General features: G+C 66.1%; 20 protein-coding genes. 7 read left to right on the forward strand and 13 right to left on the reverse strand.

From position 1 onward, the window contains the following. Nucleotides 1–5: 5 nt before the first annotated feature. Entirely contained in the window at nt 6–1403 is a 1398-nt protein-coding gene (locus ACYQOP_RS02200) for an RsmB/NOP family class I SAM-dependent RNA methyltransferase (RefSeq protein WP_461220972.1), read from the reverse strand. A gap of 86 nt (nt 1404–1489) precedes the next feature. Between ACYQOP_RS02200 and ACYQOP_RS02205 the strand changes: the two genes are divergently transcribed. Beyond that, complete coding sequence (locus ACYQOP_RS02205; RefSeq protein ID WP_461220974.1) at nt 1490–1708, forward strand: DUF1674 domain-containing protein; 219 nt, start codon at nt 1490–1492, stop codon at nt 1706–1708. A gap of 8 nt (nt 1709–1716) precedes the next feature. Here ACYQOP_RS02205 and ACYQOP_RS02210 read toward each other — a convergent pair whose 3' ends face one another. Both ACYQOP_RS02210 and bluB read right to left on the reverse strand, forming a co-directional pair. Next, complete coding sequence (locus tag ACYQOP_RS02210; protein WP_056432157.1) at nt 1717–2232, reverse strand: L,D-transpeptidase; 516 nt, start codon at nt 2230–2232, stop codon at nt 1717–1719. Nucleotides 2233–2419: 187 nt separating this feature from the next. Continuing rightward, complete coding sequence (bluB, locus tag ACYQOP_RS02215; RefSeq protein ID WP_461220976.1) at nt 2420–3070, reverse strand: 5,6-dimethylbenzimidazole synthase; 651 nt, start codon at nt 3068–3070, stop codon at nt 2420–2422. A gap of 456 nt (nt 3071–3526) precedes the next feature. Between bluB and ACYQOP_RS02220 the strand changes: the two genes are divergently transcribed. After that, nucleotides 3527–3901 carry a DUF2794 domain-containing protein gene (locus ACYQOP_RS02220; RefSeq protein WP_461220978.1) on the forward strand — a complete coding sequence of 125 codons (375 nt, stop codon included), beginning with the start codon at nt 3527–3529 and terminating at the stop codon, nt 3899–3901. A 9-nt stretch (nt 3902–3910) separates the two neighbouring features. On the opposite strand, the gene ACYQOP_RS02225 is transcribed toward ACYQOP_RS02220, so the two are convergent. The 4 genes from ACYQOP_RS02225 to ACYQOP_RS02240 all read right to left on the reverse strand — a co-directional run bounded on the left by ACYQOP_RS02225 (nt 3911) and on the right by ACYQOP_RS02240 (nt 8713). Further along, entirely contained in the window at nt 3911–4168 is a 258-nt protein-coding gene (locus ACYQOP_RS02225) for a hypothetical protein (RefSeq protein WP_461220980.1), read from the reverse strand. An 87-nt stretch (nt 4169–4255) separates the two neighbouring features. Beyond that, nucleotides 4256–5023 (reverse strand): Bax inhibitor-1/YccA family protein, encoded by a 768-nt coding sequence (locus ACYQOP_RS02230; RefSeq protein WP_056432147.1) that lies wholly within the window; start codon nt 5021–5023, stop codon nt 4256–4258. Nucleotides 5024–5329: 306 nt separating this feature from the next. Then, nucleotides 5330–7900: an ABC transporter permease gene (locus tag ACYQOP_RS02235; protein WP_461220982.1), complete on the reverse strand. Its 2571-nt coding sequence runs from the start codon at nt 7898–7900 to the stop codon at nt 5330–5332. A 39-nt stretch (nt 7901–7939) separates the two neighbouring features. Next, entirely contained in the window at nt 7940–8713 is a 774-nt protein-coding gene (locus ACYQOP_RS02240; RefSeq protein ID WP_419951942.1) for an ABC transporter ATP-binding protein, read from the reverse strand. A 21-nt stretch (nt 8714–8734) separates the two neighbouring features. Here ACYQOP_RS02240 and ACYQOP_RS02245 point away from each other — a divergent pair, with 21 nt between their 5' ends. Both ACYQOP_RS02245 and thpR read left to right on the forward strand, forming a co-directional pair. After that, nucleotides 8735–9409 carry an arylesterase gene (locus ACYQOP_RS02245; RefSeq protein ID WP_461220985.1) on the forward strand — a complete coding sequence of 225 codons (675 nt, stop codon included), beginning with the start codon at nt 8735–8737 and terminating at the stop codon, nt 9407–9409. 4 nt (nt 9410–9413) lie between these two features. Further along, complete coding sequence (thpR, locus tag ACYQOP_RS02250; protein ID WP_419951944.1) at nt 9414–9956, forward strand: RNA 2',3'-cyclic phosphodiesterase; 543 nt, start codon at nt 9414–9416, stop codon at nt 9954–9956. 18 nt (nt 9957–9974) lie between these two features. Here thpR and coaA read toward each other — a convergent pair whose 3' ends face one another. The 5 genes from coaA to dgcN form a co-directional block, all read right to left on the reverse strand. Next, nucleotides 9975–10949, reverse strand: coding sequence for a type I pantothenate kinase (gene coaA / locus ACYQOP_RS02255; RefSeq protein ID WP_461225162.1), 975 nt, complete (start codon nt 10947–10949; stop codon nt 9975–9977). Nucleotides 10950–11014: 65 nt separating this feature from the next. Beyond that, nucleotides 11015–11338 (reverse strand): phosphoribosyl-ATP diphosphatase, encoded by a 324-nt coding sequence (locus ACYQOP_RS02260; protein ID WP_056432137.1) that lies wholly within the window; start codon nt 11336–11338, stop codon nt 11015–11017. 98 nt (nt 11339–11436) lie between these two features. Continuing rightward, on the reverse strand, nt 11437–12213 hold the full coding sequence (gene hisF, locus ACYQOP_RS02265; protein ID WP_056432135.1) for an imidazole glycerol phosphate synthase subunit HisF: 777 nt from the start codon (nt 12211–12213) through the stop codon (nt 11437–11439). Between the two features lie 207 nt (nt 12214–12420). After that, the gene (dgcA, locus tag ACYQOP_RS02270; protein ID WP_461220988.1) at nt 12421–13410 is read right to left on the reverse strand and encodes an N-acetyl-D-Glu racemase DgcA; all 990 of its coding nucleotides are present in this window, start codon (nt 13408–13410) and stop codon (nt 12421–12423) included. After that, nucleotides 13407–14429, reverse strand: coding sequence for an N-acetyltransferase DgcN (dgcN, locus tag ACYQOP_RS02275; RefSeq protein WP_056432130.1), 1023 nt, complete (start codon nt 14427–14429; stop codon nt 13407–13409). Before dgcN ends, dgcA begins: the two co-directional genes overlap by 4 nt. Nucleotides 14430–15029: 600 nt before the next feature. Between dgcN and maiA the strand changes: the two genes are divergently transcribed. The 3 genes from maiA to ACYQOP_RS02290 all read left to right on the forward strand — a co-directional run bounded on the left by maiA (nt 15030) and on the right by ACYQOP_RS02290 (nt 17506). Next, on the forward strand, nt 15030–15674 hold the full coding sequence (gene maiA / locus ACYQOP_RS02280; protein ID WP_207410299.1) for a maleylacetoacetate isomerase: 645 nt from the start codon (nt 15030–15032) through the stop codon (nt 15672–15674). A 115-nt stretch (nt 15675–15789) separates the two neighbouring features. Further along, nucleotides 15790–17121 carry an NAD(P)/FAD-dependent oxidoreductase gene (locus ACYQOP_RS02285; protein ID WP_056432125.1) on the forward strand — a complete coding sequence of 444 codons (1332 nt, stop codon included), beginning with the start codon at nt 15790–15792 and terminating at the stop codon, nt 17119–17121. 61 nt (nt 17122–17182) lie between these two features. Then, nucleotides 17183–17506: a hypothetical protein gene (locus ACYQOP_RS02290; protein ID WP_207410295.1), complete on the forward strand. Its 324-nt coding sequence runs from the start codon at nt 17183–17185 to the stop codon at nt 17504–17506. A 15-nt stretch (nt 17507–17521) separates the two neighbouring features. Here the strand turns inward: ACYQOP_RS02290 and ACYQOP_RS02295 are convergent, their stop codons facing one another. Continuing rightward, complete coding sequence (locus tag ACYQOP_RS02295; protein ID WP_461220990.1) at nt 17522–21181, reverse strand: PAS domain S-box protein; 3660 nt, start codon at nt 21179–21181, stop codon at nt 17522–17524. Between the last annotated feature and the right edge of the window lie 180 nt (nt 21182–21361).

The following is a 21361-nucleotide window of genomic DNA, read 5'->3' on the forward strand; positions in this document are numbered from 1 at the left end:
GCGTCCTACGCCTTCCGAACCAGACGGCTCGCGAAGAACCCGTCGATCCCGCCGCGCGCCGCAGGCGGCCCCTCCTCGCCGGTGGTCGTTTCGCCGGAGAGGTGCGAGGGCAGCGTCCGAAGATCGCCGTCGCCATTGATGAGTTCTTCGAGGCCGCCAATCTCCTCGACGCGGATCGGAAGCCGCTCGAAAGCCGGATTGCGTGCGAGGAAGGCCGCGACCTGTCCCTCACCTTCCTCGGGTTCCAGCGAGCAGGTGCAATAGACGAGACGCCCACCCGGCTTCACAAGGGTGGCGGCACGGTCGAGCAGGCGGCGCTGCAGACCGGCAAGGCGTCCGATATCGCCACCGGCCTTGGTCCAGGCGACGTCCGGATGCCGCCGGATCGTGCCGGTCGCCGAGCATGGCGCATCGAGAAGCACGGCATCGAACGTATCGGCATCGCTCTCGGGCAACTGAGTAGCGTCGCCGATGCGGATTTCGGCCTTGAGGCCGAGGCGCGTGAGATTCTCCGTCAGTCGCTCGAGGCGCTGGGCCGAACGATCCACGGCGACCACTTCCGCCCCCATGGCGGCGAGCTGAGCGGTCTTGCCGCCCGGTGCCGCGCAGAGATCGGCCACACGCTGCCCCGGCCCGACTGCGAGCAGGCGCGCCGGGATGGCGGCGGCGGCATCCTGCACCCACCACGCGCCCTCAGCATATCCGGGGAGTTCCGAAACCGCAGAGCGGACCTCGTGCAGGCGGATGCTGCCAGTGGGAAGGGCGACGCCGCCGAGGCGATCGGCCCATTCCGCAGCCGGTCCACGTGGCGTGATGTCGATCGCGGCGCCGGAGAGATGAGCCGAGGCGATGGCTCGGGCAGTGTCGGGTCCGTAGGCGGCGCTCCAGCGAGCGGCGAGCCAGTCCGGCGTATTTTGCGCCAGGGGATCGGAGGCCTCTGCCGCGATGGCGTCCCGCTCGCGGATCACCCGACGCAGGATGGCGTTCACGAGGCCCGGCGTGTGCTGAAGGTAGGGGTCACCCTTGGCGAGGCGCACCGAAAGATCGACGGCGGCATGGTCCGGCACGTTGAGATCGAGGATCTGAACGGCGCCGGTCACGAGGAGAGCCACCAGTCGTGGCTGATCCGGCGGCAGGCCCTGGTTCATCCGAGCCGAAAGCATTCGCCGCAGGAAGCCGAGGCGGCGGAAGGTGGCGGTGGCAATGGCGCGGGCGAGGGACGCATCGGCCGCATCGAGGCCTGCGTCACGACCCGCCTGAGCGAGGGCGTCTTCGAGCGCGAAAGCCCGTCCCTGAACGAGGAGATCGGCCACGGCGGCATGCGCCACCTGCCGAGCAGCGAGGCCCGGAACGGTGCGGTCGATCGTCGTCGTCGGCCCGTCCGCGTTGCGGCGTGTCGCCATGAATGCCACTTTCCGTGTCCGAGGCTCGGTTACCCGAAGCCAGTTCCAACGGATGCCCTCCCATCCGGCCCACTGAGATGCAAGCCATGACAACGCCCTACAACGCGGAAAACGCCGAGATCCCGCCCCGCGCGGGGCTGACACCCGCCGCCGAGCGTGCTTTGGCCGAGGCTGCCGACCGACGCGCGGCCATCGATGCGAAGGCGGCGGAAATCTCCGCTGCGCGCGAACGCCAGGGCCGTGGCGGCCTCGAGCCTGTTCGTTACGACGACTGGGAAGTGAAAGGCATTGCCGTCGATTTCTAAGCGAGGTCTCAGCGCGTGACGTAGACCTGCGTTCCAACGGAGACGCGCCCGTAGAGATCGACCACATCCTGGTTGTACATGCGGATGCAGCCGTAAGATGCGTATGTACCCACCGAGTTCGGGCGGTTGGTGCCGTGAATGGCGTATTCACCGCCGGCAAGCGTCATTGCCGCCGCGCCCATCGGGTTATGCGGCGAGCCGCCGGCGATGACGTCGGGCAGTCGCGGATTGTCGCGCTTCACCTCCCGCGGCGGCGACCAGGCCGGCTCCACATACTTGCCGTCGATGGTGGTGGCGCCGGTCCATTGCTTGCCGGGCTTGCCCACCGCCACCGGATAGCGGATCGCCGTGCCGTCACCGTTGACGAGGTAGAGCCTTCGCTCTGAGGTTCTGACCACGACAGTGCCGGGCATGACCGCTTGATCAAAGGCAACGAGCTCACGGGATGCGGCGGGTGTCGCCGCAAACCCGACACTGAGGATTGTTCCGGCCAGATAAACAGTGAACCCATGACGCGCGAACATTTGGTGTCGTCCTCGAAACCGTGACCGTGAGCTTCACGATAAGCAGCTCTCGAAGTTGCGGTTCCGGTTACCGGAGCGCCCTATCCGGGGGATACGCACGCATATCGCGCCGGACAGTTAAGCGTGGCCTAGGGTGTTCCGGATAAAAGCGAATGATCCGGGTAGGCTTTCGTTAAGACCGGTAGCTTCACCGCTCCAGCAGCCCGGTCGCCGCCCTGTCCCGCTCCTGCCAGCCATGCCGGACGAGTTCGGGATCCTCGTGCTCCTCCACGGGATAGCCAACGCAGAGATAAGCGACGAGGCGCCACGTCGGAGGAACATCGAGAAGGCGGGTAACCCCGTCCGGCTCGATGATCGAGACCCAGCCCACACCGATCCCATGGGCGCGCGCTGCCAGCCAGAATGTATGCACGGCGGTCACCACCGAGTAGCGCAACATTTCCGGCATGGTGGCGCGGCCGAGCCCGTAGCCGCATTCCGTCGCTTCGTCGCAGAAGACCACAAGATGGATCGGCGCCTCGCGCAAACCCGCAAGCTTCAACCGGTTATAGGCTTCCCGACGCTCCGAATCGTAGGTTTCCGCCGCATTGCCGTTGCAGCGCTCGAAATTATCAACCACCGCCGCCCGCCTGTCAGGATCGGTGACGCGGACGAAGCGCCACGGCTGGCTGTTGCCGACCGATGGACTCAGACAAGCAAGGTTGAGGCATTGGCGTAGGAGGGCGTCGTCGACCGGATCGGCCCGAAAGCGGCGCACGTCTCGACGCCAGGCAATCAGGTCGCCAAGCGTCTCGCGAAAGCCGGGGTCGAAACTCGTCACGAACGGACATCTCCTCATTGCGGGCTTATGACCGCTGGACCCTGTTAGCGACCAATGCCGAGATGCACAGGGAGAGAAGTGATTGTGCGCCTGCCGCAGCCAGAGAGGTTTTTAAACCAGAGCTCGCCCGCATGGCAGAAAAAAAGGCCGCACTCCGGAGAGGCGGCCTGAAGTCCTTGGGTCTCGAAACCTCTGGAGTGCCGCTTCCGTGGCATCGGCGAGCTCCCGAAAGCTGGGGAGCATGGATATCGGTCACCCGACCGAGCACGGAACCGACGAGGTTCAGCCACAGGTATCATCTTCTATCAAGGCCGACGATGGGCAATAACGCGGCGAAATCGTGATGTTGTGTTGCCCGTCCGTAGCTGGTGCCGCAGCGCACTCGACGGTTGGCTGGGCTTGCGGCCTCGGATCGGGAGGCCCATCATCTGCTCTTTATGGTGTCCGTTGGGTCGCCGAAACCGAGGAGCGAGGATGGACGAGAGGACCGGAGCCGAGCCGCGATCACAGGATTCCTCCAACCGCGTCGTGCCTTTCCCGACGGCCCCGGTTGTACCACAGGTCGCCTTCGACCGCTCCGAACTCAGGACCCTGTTCAACCTCTACGGCCGCATGGTGTCCGCCGGAGAGTGGCGCGATTATGCCCTCGACTTCCGCCGCGACAAGGCAGCGTTCTCGATCTATCGCCGCTCGTCCGAGACGGCTTTGTTCAGGGTCGAGAAGGATCCTAAGCTCGCCCGTCGGCAGGGCGCTTACTCGGTGATTTCCGCCGCCGGCATTGTTCTAAAGCGCGGCCATGACCTCGCCCGCGTCCTAGCGGTGCTGGAGAAGCCCCTACGGGTAGTGTGACACCTGACGTCACGGAATGAAGAACGGGATCGTCTCCCATCGGATGGGGGGCCAACCCAACCGGTACGCGATCACGGAATACAGACCGCCGAGTACAACCAAACTGATGATGCCCACGACGATGCCAACACCGAAGCCGGCCCATGCGCCTGTGCCTATCGCGGCGGCAACGCTCGCGCCGACAATGGCGTAAGTCGGCACATCGCTCGGAGGTGGGGTGTCACTCCCCGAACCTCTCACGATCTTCGGCACTACGGGCTTTGCCACCGCAACATCCTCGCCTTGCTGCAGCCAACGCAAAAGGCCCCGGCGTTTCCGCCGAGGCCTTCTCGCTCCGTGTCCCATAAAGCTCGTTTAGCGACGGTCGCCGAGGAGCTGGAGGAGGAACTGGAACATGTTGATGAAGTCCAGGTAGAGGGTCAGAGCGCCGTTCACCGACAGCTTGGCCGCACCTTCGGCATCGGCACCGCTGTAGAGGAACATCTCCTTGAGCTTCTGCGTGTCGTAGGCGGTAAGGCCCGCGAAGATCAGGACGCCGAGAACCGAGATGGCGAACTGAAGCGCGCTGGAAGCAAGGAAGATATTCACGATCGAGGCGATGAAGAGGCCGATCACGCCCATGATCAGGAACGAGCCCATCCCCGAAAGGCTGCGCTTGGTGGTGTAGCCGTAGAGGCTGAGACCGCCGAACGTGGCCGCCGTGATGAAGAAGACCCGGACGACACTGGCGCCCGTGAAGACGAGCAGCAGGGTCGACATCGACGCGCCCATCACCGCCGCGAAGGCGAAGAAGGTCAGTCGAGCGGACGAGGCCGACATCTTATCCATCCGCATCGTGAAGATGAAGATGAACGCGAGGGGCGCCAGCATGAGGACCCACTTCAGCGGGCTGGTGTAGAGCATCTGGCCGAACGGGGTCAGGGCGAGCTTGCCCGTCGCCGTCTGGGCGGTCGCAGCCATGTTCAGGCCAAGGGCCACGAGGCCCGAGATCCCGAGGCCGATGACCATGTTGTTGTAGACGCCGAGCATGAAGGTGCGCAGGCCCTGGTCGACCTCGACCTGCGAGCCAGCATAACCCTGCGGCTGGGCGCCGTAGCGGAAGGGGCTATTATCGAATGCCATGGGAGTTTCCCTTGGAAGCTCTCTCAGCGTGTGATTTGGAACCGAGGCTCACGCACAGGACCTCTGGCACGTGACCGCGCCTTGAGCCGAAATATGTTCCGTCATGCCGCTCCGCACAAGGGGGCGGCCGAGCTTTGTGCGCCCAGAATCATAGCTTCTGAGCACGATCTTTATTTGCAGCCGCGCGGATTAAATCGGGTTCATCATTCACCCGGCACGGTAGAGCTATAGTGACATTTCATAAAGCATGACTTTCGCCGGCTCATTCCCACCGAACTCGCGAGGATAGGCCTATCCTCGCCCGGATCAGAATCGGCGCAGGTAAGGTGCCGGCTTCTGACCGAGGATGCGCCAAGTCCCGGCAAGGCCGAGGAGGATCGCGAACGCCACCGCGAGGGCGGATGCGACGAGGGCGCCCGAGAGGTCGAGGGCGAAGTCGAGCTTCATCACGCGGGTGACGATGGCCCAACCTGCCAGCGTTCCGGCAAGGAGCCCGAACACGGCGGTGGCTAGCCCCAATGCGCCGTATTCCAGCGTGTAGGCCAGGAGCAGGCGACCCCGGGTGGCGCCCAGTACCTTCAGCACGACGGCGTCGTACAACCGGGCTCCGTGCCCCGCCGCGATGGCACCCGCGAGAACGAACAGGCTCGCCAACACGGCGACGCCACTGGCGCCACGGATCGCCAGCACCAGCTTGCCGACGATATCGTTGACCGTATCGAGAGCGTCTTTCACCCGTACGCTGGTCACAGACGGGAAGGCGCGTGCGATATCGCGTAGGATCACGGCCTCGGCCTTGGCATCCGGCCCACCGCCCAGCGTCAGGGTGGCAAGGTCCGAGTGCGGCGCGCCCCGGAAGGTACCGGGAGAGAAAACCATGACGAAGTTGATGCCGAGGTTGCGCCATTCGACCTTGCGGAGATTGGCGACCGTAGCCGTCAGATTCCGCCCGAGCACGTTCACCGTGACGGTGCCGCCCACGGAGAGACTGAGACTGCGCGCCAATTCCGAGTCGAATGAGACCAGGGGTTTCACCCCCTCCTCGGCGTTCCACCAGGAGCCCGCAACGAGGTTCGATCCCTCGGGAAGATCCTCGGCATAGGTGATGCCGCGGTCGCCATCGAGCACCCAGGCTGCATCCTCCGGCGGTTTGATCGCGGCTGCCGGAACCCCGTTGATGGCGACGATGCGCCCACGCATCATCGGCACGCGCTCGATCTTGGCGCCCGGCGCGAGTTGGCCGAGTGCCGCGTGGAACCCGTCCGCTTCCGCCGCCGGGATATCGAGGAAGAACAGGTTCGGTGCACGGGCCGGCAAGGAACTTGTCAGCGTCCGGCGAACATTGGCGTCGATCAGGCTCAGCGTCACCAGCAATGTCACGCCGAGGCCCAGGGACAGGACGATGGCGGGGGTGAGGGCACCGGGGCGGTGCAGGTTGGCGAGCGCCATGCGGGGCGCTGCCGAGCGCGGGCGAGGCAGACGCCGCGCCAAAGCCATGAGGCCGAGAGCGACGAGGCGCAGGAGTCCGAAGGCAAGTCCGGCCGCCACGATGAACATCAAGGCCACCCTGCGGTCGAACGCCGTGGCGAGCGCTAGCGTTACCAGGGTCGCGAGCGCAGCGACGAGGATCAGGCGATAGCGGAGCCGCGTCTTGCGGGTGTCGGGATCGATGACGTCTCGGAACAGGCCGGAGACCGGCACATCATGGGCGTGGCCGAGAGGAATGATGGCGAAGGCGAGCGCCGTCAGAAGGCCGTAGGCAGCGGCGAGCAGCAATTCCCCTGGTGCTAGGGTCGGGTTCAGCGGCAGCGGAAGCGCATTGTGGAACAGCATGTCGAGGAGGAACGGTAATCCCGCCCCGATCACGAGGCCGAATGCGGTACCGAGGCCGGCGACCAGCATCACCTGCGTCAGGTAGATGGCGACCACCTGTCCGCCCGGCGCGCCGACGCTCTTCAGGGTAGCGATGGAGCCGCGTTTCCTCGCGACGAAGGCGTTCACCGCATTGGCGACGCCGACACCGCCGACGATCAATGCGGTGAGACCGACCAAAGTGAGGAACTGGGTGAAGCGCTCGACGCTCTTGGCAAAGCGCGGATCGGCGTTCGAGCGCGAGCGCATCTCCCAGCCCGCATCCGGTGCTGCCTTGGCGATGGTTGCGATCCGTCGCTCCAGCTCCGCATCGTCGGCTTCGGGCGCCTGGATGCGATAGCTCCAGCGGTTGAGGCTGCCCGGTCGGATCAGACCCGTCGCTTGTAGGGTCGCGGCGGAAACCAGGAGGCGCGGGCCGAAGCCGATGCCGTTGGCGATCTTGTCCGGCTCGGAGACCAGAGTGGCACGTATGGCAATCGACTTACCGGCGATCTCGATCCTATCGCCGACCTTCAGGTCGAGGCGCGTAAGAAGGAGCGGGTCGGCGACCGCGCCGAATACCCCATCCTTCTCGGCCAGCAGACCAGAGAGCGGCGTGTCGGGGTCGGTCACGAGGTCCCCGGCGGCGGGATAGGCGCCGTCGACGGCCTTCATTTCCACGAGGGCCGCGCCCTTGTCGCCAGCCAGAGCCATGGCGCGCAGGGTCGTCACCACCGAAACCTTGCCCTGTGCGTCGAGGGCGGCACGCTCGTCCGATGTCGCCTCACGGTTTATGAGGCTGTAGGTCAGGTCGCCGCCGAGGATGCGCTTGCCCTCGCGGCCGAGACCATCCGTGAGCGAGCGCGAGATCGAGGCGACACCGGCAATGGCCGCGACGCCAAGCGCGATGCAGGCGAGGAACACCGCGAAACCGGAAAGGCCGCCGCGCAATTCACGGAATGCGAGGCGGAGCGTCAGTGGAACGCGGCTCGGTTTCGGAGCGGGCCGAGGCAGGGTGCCGTGCATGGGGTCAGACCTTCCGCCGAACGCGGGAGTTCAGCGGAATCACGCCGCCACCGCCTCATCCACCCGCCCGGAGCGCAGGCGCACGGTGCGGTCGCAGAGCCGGGCGAGGCCGGGATCATGGGTCACAAGGACGAGGGTCGCGCCCCGGTCGCGCTTGAGTGCGAAGAGCAGATCTACGATCTGGCGGCCCGTGGCTTCGTCGAGATTGCCGGTCGGCTCGTCGGCAACGAGAATTGCCGGGTCCGGAGCGATGGCACGAGCGATGGCGACACGCTGTTGCTCTCCCCCGGAGAGCTGGGCCGGATAATGATGGAGACGGTGTCCGAGGCCGACCGCTTCGAGCTCGGCCTTCGCTCGCTCATGTGCGTCGGCCTTGTCGGCGAGTTCGAGGGGAAGGGCGACGTTCTCCAAGGCGGTCATTGTCGGCACCAGATGGAAGGCCTGGAACACGATTCCGATGCGCCGCCCGCGAAACCGCGCCAGGGCATCCTCGTCGAGCGTCCCGAGATCGGTGCCCTCCACATGGATGCTTCCCGATTCCGCGCGCTCCAGGCCGGCCATCACCATGAGAAGCGTCGACTTGCCGGAGCCCGAGGGGCCGACCAGCCCTACAGCCTCGCCGCGCGCTACTTCGAGGGAGATGCCGCGCAGGACATGCACCCGAGCCGCCCCCCGTCCAAGACTGAGATCGATCTTCGAAAGGGCGATCGCCGGGCTCTGGACCTTGCCGGGTATCAAGGCAGGACCGATCTGTGTGAGATCATCGTCATGAACACCATAGGTCAGGGCTTTGCGCGAATGGGTCTGTGTCATACGTCACGCATCGGCGTCGATATGGTCGGTCGGAGAGCGCCGTGCCAGCACTCGCGCCGGACGGCCCTCGCGATGACGCTCTTTGCCGCACTCGGCGCTGGAATAGGAATCGGCCACGCCGCCTCCCGACCGTTCAACATCGTGGCCTTCGGCGACAGCCTCACGGCCGGTTATCGCCTGCCCTCGGCAGCGGCCTTCCCCTCAGTGCTGGAACGCGAGTTGAAGGCAAGGGGACGCGAGGTCTCCATCGCCAATGCCGGCGTGTCCGGCGATACCAGCACCGGGGGCCTCGACCGGCTCGACTGGTCCGTTCCGGACGGGACCGATGGGGTGATCCTCGAACTCGGTGCCAACGACATGCTGCGCGGCACTGACCCCGCCGTCACCAAGAAGGCCCTCGACACCATCGTATCACGCTTAAAGGCCCGCAACATTCCGGTCCTGCTCGCGGGCATGAAGGCCTCGACCAATCTCGGGCCGGATTACGTCGCGCGGTTCGACGCGATTTATCCTGATCTGGCGTCGCGATACGGACTCGTCCTCTACCCGTTCTTCCTCGATGGCATCGTGGGCGACCGGCGCTTCAACCTAGAAGACGGGCTCCATCCCAATGTGAAGGGCGTCGAGACGATCGTGGCCGGCATCCTGCCCACCGTCGAGACCTTCCTCGACAAGCTCGGCACGGCGTCGAAGTAACCCGATGCCCCGCCTGTTCACAGCCATAGAAATCCCGGACGACGCAGCGGAGGCGCTGACGCGCTACCAATGCGGCCTTCGCGGCGCGCGCTGGATAGAGCGCGGTGACCTTCACATCACCCTGCGCTTCCTCGGCGACGTGGATGACGAGGTGGCCGAGGCGTTCCATGCCGGTCTGGTCGAAGCGCGCCCGCGCCCGCCTCTCGACGTGACGCTGTCCGGCCTCGACGCGTTCGGCGGAGACAAGCCTCGCGCGATCATCGCAAGCGTGACTGCCGGCCCCGACCTGCTCGACCTGCAAGACGAGCACGAGCGCATCGCCCGGGCAGCCGGAGCTGAGCCGGAACGGCGCAAGTTCACGCCGCACGTCACGCTCGCCCGCCTCAACCGCCGCGACACCCAGGCGGCGGATGTGGCAGGGTACATCGCCGAGGCGGGGCTTTTTGCGACGCTGAGGTTCACCGCAACACGGGTGGCGCTGTTCTCGGCGCGGGAATCGCGAGGCGGAGGACCGTATGTGGTGGAGGCGGCGTATCCGCTAGGATGACGACGCTCACGGGCCATTTCACAGCCGCCGCAGCGCTACGCTCTCGATACGGTGGCTCGCGCCCTTGGCCAGGATCAGGCTCGCTCGTTGGCGCGTCGGCAGGATGTTGTCGCGCAAGTTGGGCAGGTTGATCGTGGTCCAAAGATTGTCGGCGATCTCCAGGGCCTCGGCCTCCGTCACCTCGGCGTATTTCCGGAAATACGAGAGCGGATCCCGGAAGGCGGTCTGGCGCAGGCGCAGGAAGCGGTTGACGTACCAGCGGTGCAGGTCGTCCTCGTGACCGTCGAGATAGATCGAGAAGTCGAAGAAATCGGAGACGAAGGGGATCGCGGTCCCATCGCGCGGCAGGCGCGCCGGCTGGAGGACGTTCAGGCCTTCCACGATGAGGATGTCGGGGGATTCCACCACCCGCTCCTCGCCCGCCACCACGTCGTAGACGAGGTGGGAATAGAGCGGCGCCGCCACGCTCTTCTTGCCGGCCTTGATGTCGGTGAGGAAGCGCAGAAGCGCCGCCGTGTCGTAGCTCTCGGGAAACCCCTTGCGCTCCATCGCGCCCATGCGCTTCAGCTCGGCATTCGGGTGCAGGAACCCGTCCGTGGTGATGAGATCGACCTTGGGCGTGTTGGGCCAGCGCGCCAGCAACGCCTTGAGCACACGGGCCGTGGTGGATTTCCCCACCGCCACCGATCCGGCGACGCCGATGATGTAGGGGACCTTGGCCTCGTGCTCGGCGAGGAGGAAGCGCTGGGTTGCTTTAAACAGCCCCTGCGTAGCCGCGACGTAGAGCGAGAGAAGACGCGACAAGGGCAGGTAGATTGCCACCACCTCCTCGATGGAGATGGGATCGTTGAGGGATTGCAGGCGGCTGACATCGTCGCTCGTCAGGGTGAGCGGCGTCTCGGCGCGCAATTGGGCCCACTCGTCCCGGGAAAACAGTCGGTAGGGCGACAGTCGCTCCGGGCCGATCCCAGTCACGGGATCCTGGCCCAGCACGAGGCCGCGGCCGAGAGCCGGTTCGCGCCCAATCACGGAGGCCACGGGCCGTTGGGGCTCGACGGTCACGTCTGCCTCCGGGCCGCCTTTTCGGCGATGCCGCTCTGCGCCGTACGACGCTGAAGTTCCGCCATCACCTCCGGCAGGCCGATGCCGCCGGCGCGTAGCACAACCAGGAGATGATAGAGCACATCCGCCGCCTCGCTCACTAAGCCTGCCCGGTCCCCCTGGACCGCGGCGATGGCGGCCTCGACGGCCTCCTCGCCGAGTTTTTTGGCGGGCTTTGCCGGCCCGCCGGCAAGGAGCTTGGCGGTGTAGGATTGGTCCGGTGGTGCGGCGGCGCGGTCGGCCACCACGGCCTCCAGGTCGCTCAGAGTGAAATCGGTCATGCGATCCTAGGGACGTTGGCGGGCGGGGCCGCGCGCTCCACGGGCCGGAGCCTGCGGCACGGGGCGGAATTGGGCAAGGGTGGGGTCGAGGGGGCGCATTACGGATCGAGCCGCATGCGCAGGCCGGCCGCCGCCATATGTGCCTTGGCCTCGGCGACGCTGTGCTGGCCGAAATGGAAGATCGATGCGGCGAGAACCGCGCTGGCGCCCCCGTCGCGCACGCCCGCCACGAGGTCGTCGAGGCCGCCGACGCCGCCGGAGGCGATCACCGGCACGGAGACCGCGTCCGAGATCGCCCGGGTCAGGGCGATGTCGTAGCCCGAGCGCATCCCGTCGCGGTCCATGGAGGTGACCAGAAGCTCACCGGCGCCGCGAGCCGCCACGGTGCGGGCGAAGTCGATGGCGTCGAGACCGGTGGGGGTGCGCCCGCCATGGGTGAAGATCTGCCAGGCATCGGGCTCCCCTGGCGCCGAGGTGCGCTTGGCGTCGATGGCGACCACGATGCACTGGCTGCCGAATTTGAGAGCACCACGCTCGACGAAGGAGGGATCCTTCACCGCCGCCGTGTTGATGGAGACCTTGTCGGCCCCGGCGAGCAGAAGCGTGCGGATGTCCTCCACCGTGCGTACGCCTCCACCCACGGTGAGCGGCATGAAACAGGCCTCGGCGGTCCGGCTCACCACATCCAGTAGGGTGCCGCGCGCCTCGTGGCTCGCGGTGATGTCGAGGAAGCAGAGTTCGTCCGCGCCGGCCGCGTCATAGGCCTTGGCCGCCTCGACGGGATCGCCGGCATCGCGCAGTTCGAGGAACTGGACGCCTTTAACGACGCGCCCGTCCTTCACGTCGAGGCAGGGGATGATGCGGGTCTTCAACATGGTGGACCTGTCACGCTTGCAGCCGGACTCCGGTCGCAGGCATCGGGCCATGCCCGTCCGGGCACCGTTCCGTCAACTCGATGGTGCGGATCGGCACGATTTTGCAGGATCAACTCTGCAGTTTTGAAAGACGGCCGATCCTGCAGAAACACCCATTCGTGATCTGCGTCAGCCGTATTTGGCGTCCCCGCGGCGATTCCGGTGGCCCTATCCCCACAGATCGGGTGTCGGAGGATGGATGAGGCTGCCGTCGAAGCGCAGAGCCGGGTCGCGGTCCCGCGCCAGGAGCAGCGGCCCATCGAGATCCACGTAATCGGCATGGTGGGCGAGCAGCATCGCCGGGGCCATGGCGAGCGAGGTGCCGACCATGCAGCCGATCATCAGCGAGAGGCCCCGCGCCTTCGCTTCGTGCGCCAGCATCACTGCTTCGGTGAGGCCACCGGCCTTGTCGAGCTTGATGTTGATGGCATCGTAGCGGTTGGAGAGAGCATCGAGGCCGGCACGGTCGTGCAGGCTTTCATCGGCGCAAATCGGAATCGGCCGCGGGATCTGGGCGAGAAGGTCGTCCTCCCCTGCCGGAAGCGGTTGCTCGATCAGGCCGACGCCCGCAGCGATGCAGGCGGCGAGGTTCGCCTCGATCGTGTTCGCGCGCCACGCCTCGTTCGCATCGACTATGAGGCGTGAATTCGGTGCGCCGCGACGCACGGCGGCGATGCGCTCGGGGTCGCCCTCACCGCCGAGCTTGACCTTGAGAAGGGGGCGATGGGCAGCCCCCCGGGCGGCCTCCTCCATGCTTTCGGGCGTACCGAGGCTCAACGTGTAGGCGGTGGTGGCGACCTGCGGTGCGCTGAGCCCGGCAATCTCCCAAGCCGGTCGGCCGATCTGCTTGGCCTCGAGATCGAGCAGGGCGCAATCGAGGGCGTTGCGTGCGGCGCCAGCGCTCATTCGCGTGAGCAAGTCCGTGCGGGTGGCACCCGAGGCGATGGCGTCGGCCTGTTCAGAGATCAGTGCGCAGACGCTCTCGGGGGATTCGCCGTAGCGTGGATACGGGACGCATTCGCCGCGCCCCACATGGCCGTCTGCCCCATCGACGATGGTGGCGAGTACCACCACGGCTTCCGTGCGGCTGCCCCGAGCGATGGTGAAAGCGCCAGCGATAGGAAAGCGCTCCACGGCGACGGTGAGGCGGCGGCTCATGCGGCGCTCCCGGCGGGAAATTCCGCGAGCATCCGGTCGATAATGCCGTCGACACCGAAGCGAACCGGATCGGTGGCGGGCAGCCCGTGATCGCGAGTGAGGTCTTGGAGCAGGGTTCGCGCCTCGTCCTCCGGCAGTTTCTGCGTGTTCACGGCGATGCCGACAGGGCAGATGGCGGGATTGGTCAGGCTTCCGAGCTGGATCGTCAGGTCGATCACCTGCTGGATCGAGGGAAGCGGGTGCTTGACCCCGCGCATGGTGGTGCGGCTCGGCTCATGGCAGACCACGAAGGCATCGGCCTGGGCGCCGTGAAGCAGCCCCAGACTCACGCCCGCGAAGGACGGATGGTAGAGCGACCCCTGCCCCTCGATCAGGTCCCAGTGGTCAGGATCCGCCGCCGGGGCGATCCACTCCACGGCGCCGGAGATGAAATCCGCCACCACCGCGTCGATGGCGACGCCGCGCCCGGAGATGAACACCCCGGTCTGCCCCGTAGCGCGGAAATCTGCATCGAGCCCGCGTTCCCGCATGGCGCGCTCCAGGGCGAGGACCGTGTACTTCTTGCCCACCGAACAATCGGTGCCGACGCTGAGCAGGCGCCGGCCCGGCCGCCTCGTGCCCTTGCCCGTGTCGAAGGTCTCGCTGGTGTGGCGGACATCGTGAAGCTGCCGCCCGTTCCGCTCGGCCGCTTCGGCGATCTCGGGGATCGAACCGAGGCGCACATGCAAGCCGCTGGCGATGTCGAGACCGGCATCGAGCGCTGTGACCACCTCGGACACCCAATGCGGGGGCAGCACACCACCCGCATTGGCGACGCCGATCACCATGGTCTTGCAGCCCTTGGCCACGGCGTCGCTCAGGGTGAGATCGGGGATGCCGAGATCGGCGGCACATCCGGGAAGGCGCAGCTGGCCGACACACCATTCAGGCCGCCAATCGGCAATGCCGTAGGCCGTCTTGGCGGCGAGCGTATCCGGCACGTCGCCGAGGAACATCAGGTAGGGCGTTTCGATCTGCATCGCGCTGGCATCCGTCGCAATCGGGGGCTGTCGACCGTGTCCCGCCGTCTATGCGCGAACCGGGCGGCGCTGCCAAATGTGCGACTGCCGCCAACCCCGCAATCGACGCAGACGGAATTGTGCTTCCACGGTGAAGCCGCCTCGCCTGCAAGGGGAAGCCAAGATGCCGGATCGTTCCGAGGCATTCGGCCTTCTGCCGTGCCCGACGTCGCGGCAGAAGAGCAAAACTGATGCAGGATGCCGCCCAAGAGGTAGGGGGAGGAGTATCGCAAGCTTCCGAGGGAGCAACGGACTGATGCGGCGGGTACGATTACGGCCGGTCGTTCTAGGGGCTCGAACGGACCAGGCCGGATCCCGCCACGCCTGGCTCGCTCGTTTGGCGCAATGCGGCCATCGGGCAGCAAACCGAGGGACGCGACATTCGGGGATACGCGAACAAGGTCATTCATCGAGCGTAGCGATGCCGCCGCGGATGAAGAAGCTCGACACGTCGTCCATCCTCTCGTGCCACGCTCGTGATGAACTACGACAAGATCATCCCTTGCAACCGGCGCCTTTGTCGGGTGTGGTCCGCGCCAGACAAAGGTGAGGGAGATGGGCATGAGGATGTACGGCAACTGGCGCTCGGCCGCCGCCTTCCGGGTCCGTATCGCCCTTAACCTGAAGGGGATTCCCTGCGAGGAGACCTTCATCGACCTCGACGCTGGCGACCAGTACAAGCCGGATTTCCTCGCCATCAATCCGCAGGCGGCAGTACCGGCCTTCTTCGATGGCGACGGCCCTCCCCTGACCCAATCGCTGGCGATCCTCGACTATCTCGAGGACATCCACCCCGAACCGGCCCTGCTGCCGAAGGAGCCGAGGGCGCGGGCACGCGCCCGTTCCCTTGCGCAGGTCGTCGCCTGCGACACCCATCCGCTCTACGTCCCGCGTGTGCGCAACTACCTGATGTCGGCCTACGACATCCCGAAAGACGACATGATGGGTTTCGTACGGCACTGGTTCGAGACAGGGCTGAAGACGCTCGAGACCCGCCTCGCCCACGAGCCCGGCACCGGTCGCTACGCGCAAGGGGACACGATCAGCCACGCCGATCTGTGCCTCGTGAGCCTCTGGGTCGGCACCGGCATCTTCGGCGTCGAGACAGCTCCCTATCCCACCGTGAAGCGGATCGCAGAGGATTGCCTGTCGCAGGAGGCTTTCGCGAAAGCGCATCCCCTCCGCCAGCCGGGTGCGCCTGCTTAAGGCGTAGAGCCGGCCTGCACGACGAAGGCTGCCGTTCAAAAAGATTTTGCCTATAATACCCGAGCGGACAAGAAGGGCGTACGGCCTGCCGCTCAACGCTGAAGACGAGGAACGCATGGTACCGGGCGAAACCGTGGACAACCTGCATCGGATCGTGGTCGTCGGCGGAGGCGCGGCGGGGCTTCAGCTGGCCACCAAGCTCGGCGACACGCTGGGCAGGAAAGGCAAGGCTCACGTCACCCTCGTGGACAAGGCCCGCACTCATATCTGGAAGCCTCTGTTGCACGAGGTCGCCGCTGGCAGCCTCGATGTCGGCCACCATGCGGTGGACTATCTCCACCACGCCCACCGCCATCATTTCCGCTATCGTATCGGCTCGATGACGGGACTCGACCGTGGCGCGCGCACGATCCAGCTCGCCGCGAGCCACGATGCCGAGGGGCGTGAGGTCACGCCCGTCCGCTCGATTCCCTACGATACGCTGGTCCTCGCGGTGGGCTCGACCACCAACGATTTCGGCACGCCGGGGGTGAAGGAGAACGCCATCGCCCTCGACACGCAGGAGCAGGCGGTGCGGTTCCACCAGCGCCTGATCAACGGCATGCTGCGCGCCCATACCCAGGTCGGCCCGGTGCGGGCCGGGCAGCTCCACGTGGTGGTGATCGGAGCCGGCGCCACTGGAACCGAGCTCGCGGCGGAACTTCATCGCACGACCCGTGACGTGGCCTCCACCGGTCTCGACAGGATCGATCCTGCCAAGGATCTGAAGATCACCCTCGTCGAAGCGGCGAACCGGATTCTGCCTGCAGTCCCCGAGCGTCTGTCCGCCGACGTCATGACGCTGTTGAACAAGATCGGTGTCGAGGTCCGCACCCAAGCGCGTGTCACCGAGGTCCGCCCCGATGGGGTTCAGCTCGCCGATGGCGGCTTTATCCCCTCCGAGCTCGTCGTCTGGGCGGCTGGCGTGAAGGCACCGCCCTTCCTGCAGGAGATCGGCGGCCTGGAGACGACGCGCAACAATCAGCTCGTCGTGACGCCGACGCTCCAGACGACCCGCGACCCCGACATCTTCGCCATGGGCGATTGCGCCTATCTGGTGGAGAAGGGCTCGGATACCCCGATCCCCCCCCGCGCCCAGGCAGCGCACCAGCAGGCGAGCCACCTGATCAAGCAGATTCCGGTCAAGATGGCGGGCGGGACCCTGAAGCCGTTCAAGTATCGCGATTTCGGCTCGTTGGTCTCCCTCGGGGAGTATTCCACGGTCGGCAACCTGATGGGGTTCATTCAGGGAAAGAACCTGTTCATCGCAGGCCTCTTCGCGCGGATGATGTACCGCTCACTCTACAAGATGCACGAGCAGGCCCTGCACGGCACGATCAAGACGGCGCTCGATGCCATGGCTCGCGCACTGACGCGGCGCACCGAACCACGGGTCAAACTTCACTGAGAACGGCCGGGTTGGCGGGGGGCGCGCCTCGCCCACGGCAGAAACGTGACGAGACACGAGCATGATCGACATCATCCAGGGCCTGCAGCAGCGCAATCCTACCCTTGGCCCCTACGTCCTGGTGCTGCGCTCGGATTCCCGGGCGCGCCATCCTTCGGATCCCGCACGGCTGTGCACCGAGGCCGAGGCCTGGATCGCCGAGAAAGCGCCGGGCGCACGCCTATCGCAGGAGACCGTGTTGATCGCCCCCTATCCGGGCGCGATGCCGACGGAACGCAGCGTCTCGGTGATGGCCTTCAAGGATGCGATGCAATTGGCCGCCTTTGCCACCGCCTGGACGGCAGAGCCGGAACCGGAAGACGAGCCGGTCCCCGCGGACGAATGAGCCTGGCCGGAACGGTCAAGCGGCCTGCAACGTCCTGATCGTTCCGAGCGTGCCGTCCCGGACCACGGCGAGGCGGTGGATCAGCGGCGCCAGATCGTCACCGTTGCGGCAAGCGTTCTCGATCTCTCGACAGAGGTCGGACAATCCGACGAAGCCGAGCAGCCCGGCGGCGGACACCATGACATGGGCATCGTAGGCGAGTTCCGGCGGATCGATGCCAGATAGGTCGACCGATTCCGGAGGGGCCCCGAACCGGTCGACGAGTTCATCTGCCAGCATGGACAGAAGCGCGGTGGCTCGCTCCGGCCCCACCATGTCCTTCAACGTGTCGAAGATCTCCCGGTCGAGAATGGGCGGGGAATCCGGCGCATCGAGGGTAGCCGAAGGATCGGTCCAGCGGGCGATGGCGGCATAGAGCGCGTCGCGCTTGAATGGCTTGCCAACGTGGTCGTTCATGCCGGCTGCGGTCAAAGCAGCGAGTTGCTGCGGCAGGACATTGGCCGTCATGGCGATGATCGGTACCGTACAGGCGGGCGCAGGCAGAGCGCGGATGAGGCGCGTGGCGGTAAGCCCGTCCATGCCCGGCATCTGCACGTCCATCAGCACAAGATCATAAGCCTTCGGTCCTTCCGCGGCATCCCGGATCGCAGCCACCGCTTCGGCGCCGTCGCCCACGACCTCGACGCTGTGGCCCGCGAGTTCGAGGACCGCCCGGGCCAAGGCCTGGTTCACTGGCACATCCTCGGCGACGAGAATCCGTGCCCTTCTCGATGACGCGGAGGCCCGGACAGGCTGCGTTCCCGCTTCCTCTACAGCGACACCGCTCGCTGCGTCGGCGCGCGGCAGGACGAGGGTGAACCAGAAGGTCGATCCTTGCCTGGGAGTGCTGGTGACACCGATCTCCCCGTCCATCATCGAGACCAGGCGACGGCATATCGCGAGTCCGAGACCGGTACCGCCGAAGCGGCGGCTGATCGAGGAATCGACTTGGCTGAAGCGCTGGAACAGGCGCTCCTGCTGCTCCGCCGAGATGCCGATGCCGGTATCCACCACCTCGAAGCGCAGGACCGGACCAGCCGCCTCCTCGCCGCATTGGCTGACATTAAGGGTGACGGACCCGGAGAGTGTGAACTTCACCGCGTTATTGAGCAGGTTGAGCAGAACCTGCCTGAGCCGGTTCGCATCGCCCATGGTCCAGGGCGGCAGCGCGGGGTCGAGCCGCGAGAGGATGGTCACGGGGCTCTTGAGCGCACTGCCGCGCACGATCTCCACGGTGTTCTCGATCAGGTCGCGTAACGGGAATGGCAGCAATTCCAGCGTGAACTGCCCCGCCTCGATCTTCGAGAAGTCCAGCACATCGTTGACGATGGTGAGGAGCGCATTGCCCGCACCATGGATCAATTCGAGGCGGTGCCTGTCGTCAGGCGTCCGGCTCGGCTCCTCCAGCAGGAGGTCGGCATAGCCGAGGATACTGTTCAGCGGCGTGCGGATTTCGTGGCTCATAGCAGCCAGGAACTCGCTCTTCGCAGCGCTCGCCCCCTCGGCCCTGGCTGTCGCGGCCTGCAATGCGGCCTCTACGGTCTTTCGTTCGGTGATGTCGAAATGCAGGCCGACCATACGATAGGGCGCGCCAGCCACGTCGTAGTGTACGCGTCCGCAGGTGGAGATCCAGCGCTGCTCGGTTTCCACGACGATGCGGTATTCCGCGACGTAGTTGAGCTGGTTCCGGATCGCCTGGGCCGCCTCCTCGCGGACCGCCTGCCTGTCATCGGGATGGACGAGCCGGATCCAGTCCCGGACCGGCATCGCCTGGGCGTCCTCCCCGGAGATGCCGAACAGGCCCAGGGCTTTCTGGCTGAGCGTGATCGCGTCCGTCCGGAGGTCGAGGTCCCAGGTACCGGCATCGGCCGCCGTCTGGGCGATGCGGAGCAGGTCGGACGTCTCCTCCAACCGCTGACGCGCGGTGATGATGTCGTCGATGTCGAGGGCAGTGCCGAGCCATTCGGCGTCGTCGGGCGCCCGGTCGTCATGGGTCGGGATCGGAATCATCACGATCTTGTGCCAGCGGTAGACGCCGTCGTGGCGGCGCAGGCGTCCCTCCACCATGAACGTCCGCCCCCGTTTGTGGGCGGTCCGCCAAGCGACCTCCATCCGTTCGGCATCGTCGGGATGGTTGCGCGCCGTACGCTCCGTCCTCTCGGGACCGATAGCGCCGTAAAAATCCGTGAAGGCCGGATTCACATAGGTCGCCGTCCCGTCCGGTGGACGCGTCGTCCAGATTAGCGCGGGCAGCGCCTCCGCGAGAGTGCGGTAGCGATCTTCGCTGCGCTGGAGTTCGAGTTCGGCCGCCCGACGCTCGGTGATGTCGCGGGTGATCTCAGCATAGCCGACCACGGACCCTTGTTCGTCGCGGATGGCGTCGATGGCGACACTGGCGAAGAATTGCGAGCCGTCTCGGCGAACCCGCCAGCACTCGAATTTGACCTTCCCTTCATAAGCAGCGGTCGCAAGCGCGATACGCGGGGCCCCCGCTTCGAGCCCCTCCCTCGTGTAGAAGCGCGAGACGTGACGCCCGATGGCATCCTGGGCGGAATAGCCGGTGATACGCTCCGCTCCGCTGTTCCAGTTGGCGACATGCCCGGTCCGGTCGAGGGTGACGAAGGCGCAATCGCTCACCGCGTCCACGAGACGGCGGAACTGGCTCGTCCGCTCCCGCAGGGCGGCGTCGGAATTCCGGGCGTCCGTCACGTCGATGGCGGTGCCGACCAGACCCACGGTCAGACCCGCCACGTCGCATTCGCAGATGCCACGAACCACCATCGTCCGGATTTCTCCCGTGGGACGAACCATCCTCGCTTCGAAGGCGAAAGCACCTCTTCGCTCCAGCGCATTGGAGATGCTGGACCGAACCAGCTCACGGTCGTCGGGATGATGCAGATCGATGGCCCCGTCGAATGTCGGCGCGGAGGTCGCGGGATCGAGCCCGGCAATCCCGTAGATGCCGGTGGACCAGAAGGTTTGGCCATCGGCGAGCCGAACGCGCCAATGGCCGATCCCGGCAACCTCTTCCGCCATGGCGAGCAGGTGATGCGCGCTGGCGAGCGCGCTCTGGCGCTGCTGCAACTCTTCCCGCTGGTCGGCGATGGTCGCCTGATGGGCCGCGCGTTCCTCGGCCTCGCGGACCAGCCTCACATGGGCGTCCGCGAGGCGAAGATGGGCGGTGACGGTGGCCGCGAGGTCGTGCAGAGCCGCTTCATCCTCCACGCCGAACGGGCGCGGAGTGCTGTGCATGAGACAGAACGAGCCGACGCGGAAACCCGATTCGAGGCACAGTGGCACGCCGGCGTAGAAGACGATGGGATCTGGGCCGGTCACCAGGGGGTTCCCGGCGAAGCGCGGATCGAGGCGCGCATCCGGCACCACGAGCATGTCGCCACCGGCGATGGTGTGATGGCAGAACGATTCGAGGCGCGGCATCTCCTTGCGGCCGAGATCGCAGTCCGACTTGATCCACTGCCGGTCGGAGTCGATGAGGGCGACATAGGCCTTCTCGACCCCGAAAAGGCGTTTGGCCGTGCGCGACACCGCCTCGAAGTGCTCTTCGGGGGGCGTATCGAGGATACCCAGGCCGTGAAGCGCGGCGAGGCGCTCGGCTTCATGAGACGGCGTGATCAAGGATCGGGCCTCGTTGAGCTGCGGCGGCAGCCTTGCGGAGCATCACATGTGCGGGTCGCAAGGATAACGTTCTATGTCTCGCATGAGAATTTCGCCCTCCGCCGCCTCACTCTCGACGGCGCACAGCATCATTCCATCGCCGGCGAGACTTCGCTGCCACGGCAATGGACCCAGCGTGAG

The organism is Methylobacterium sp. CM6247 (assembly GCF_054817925.1).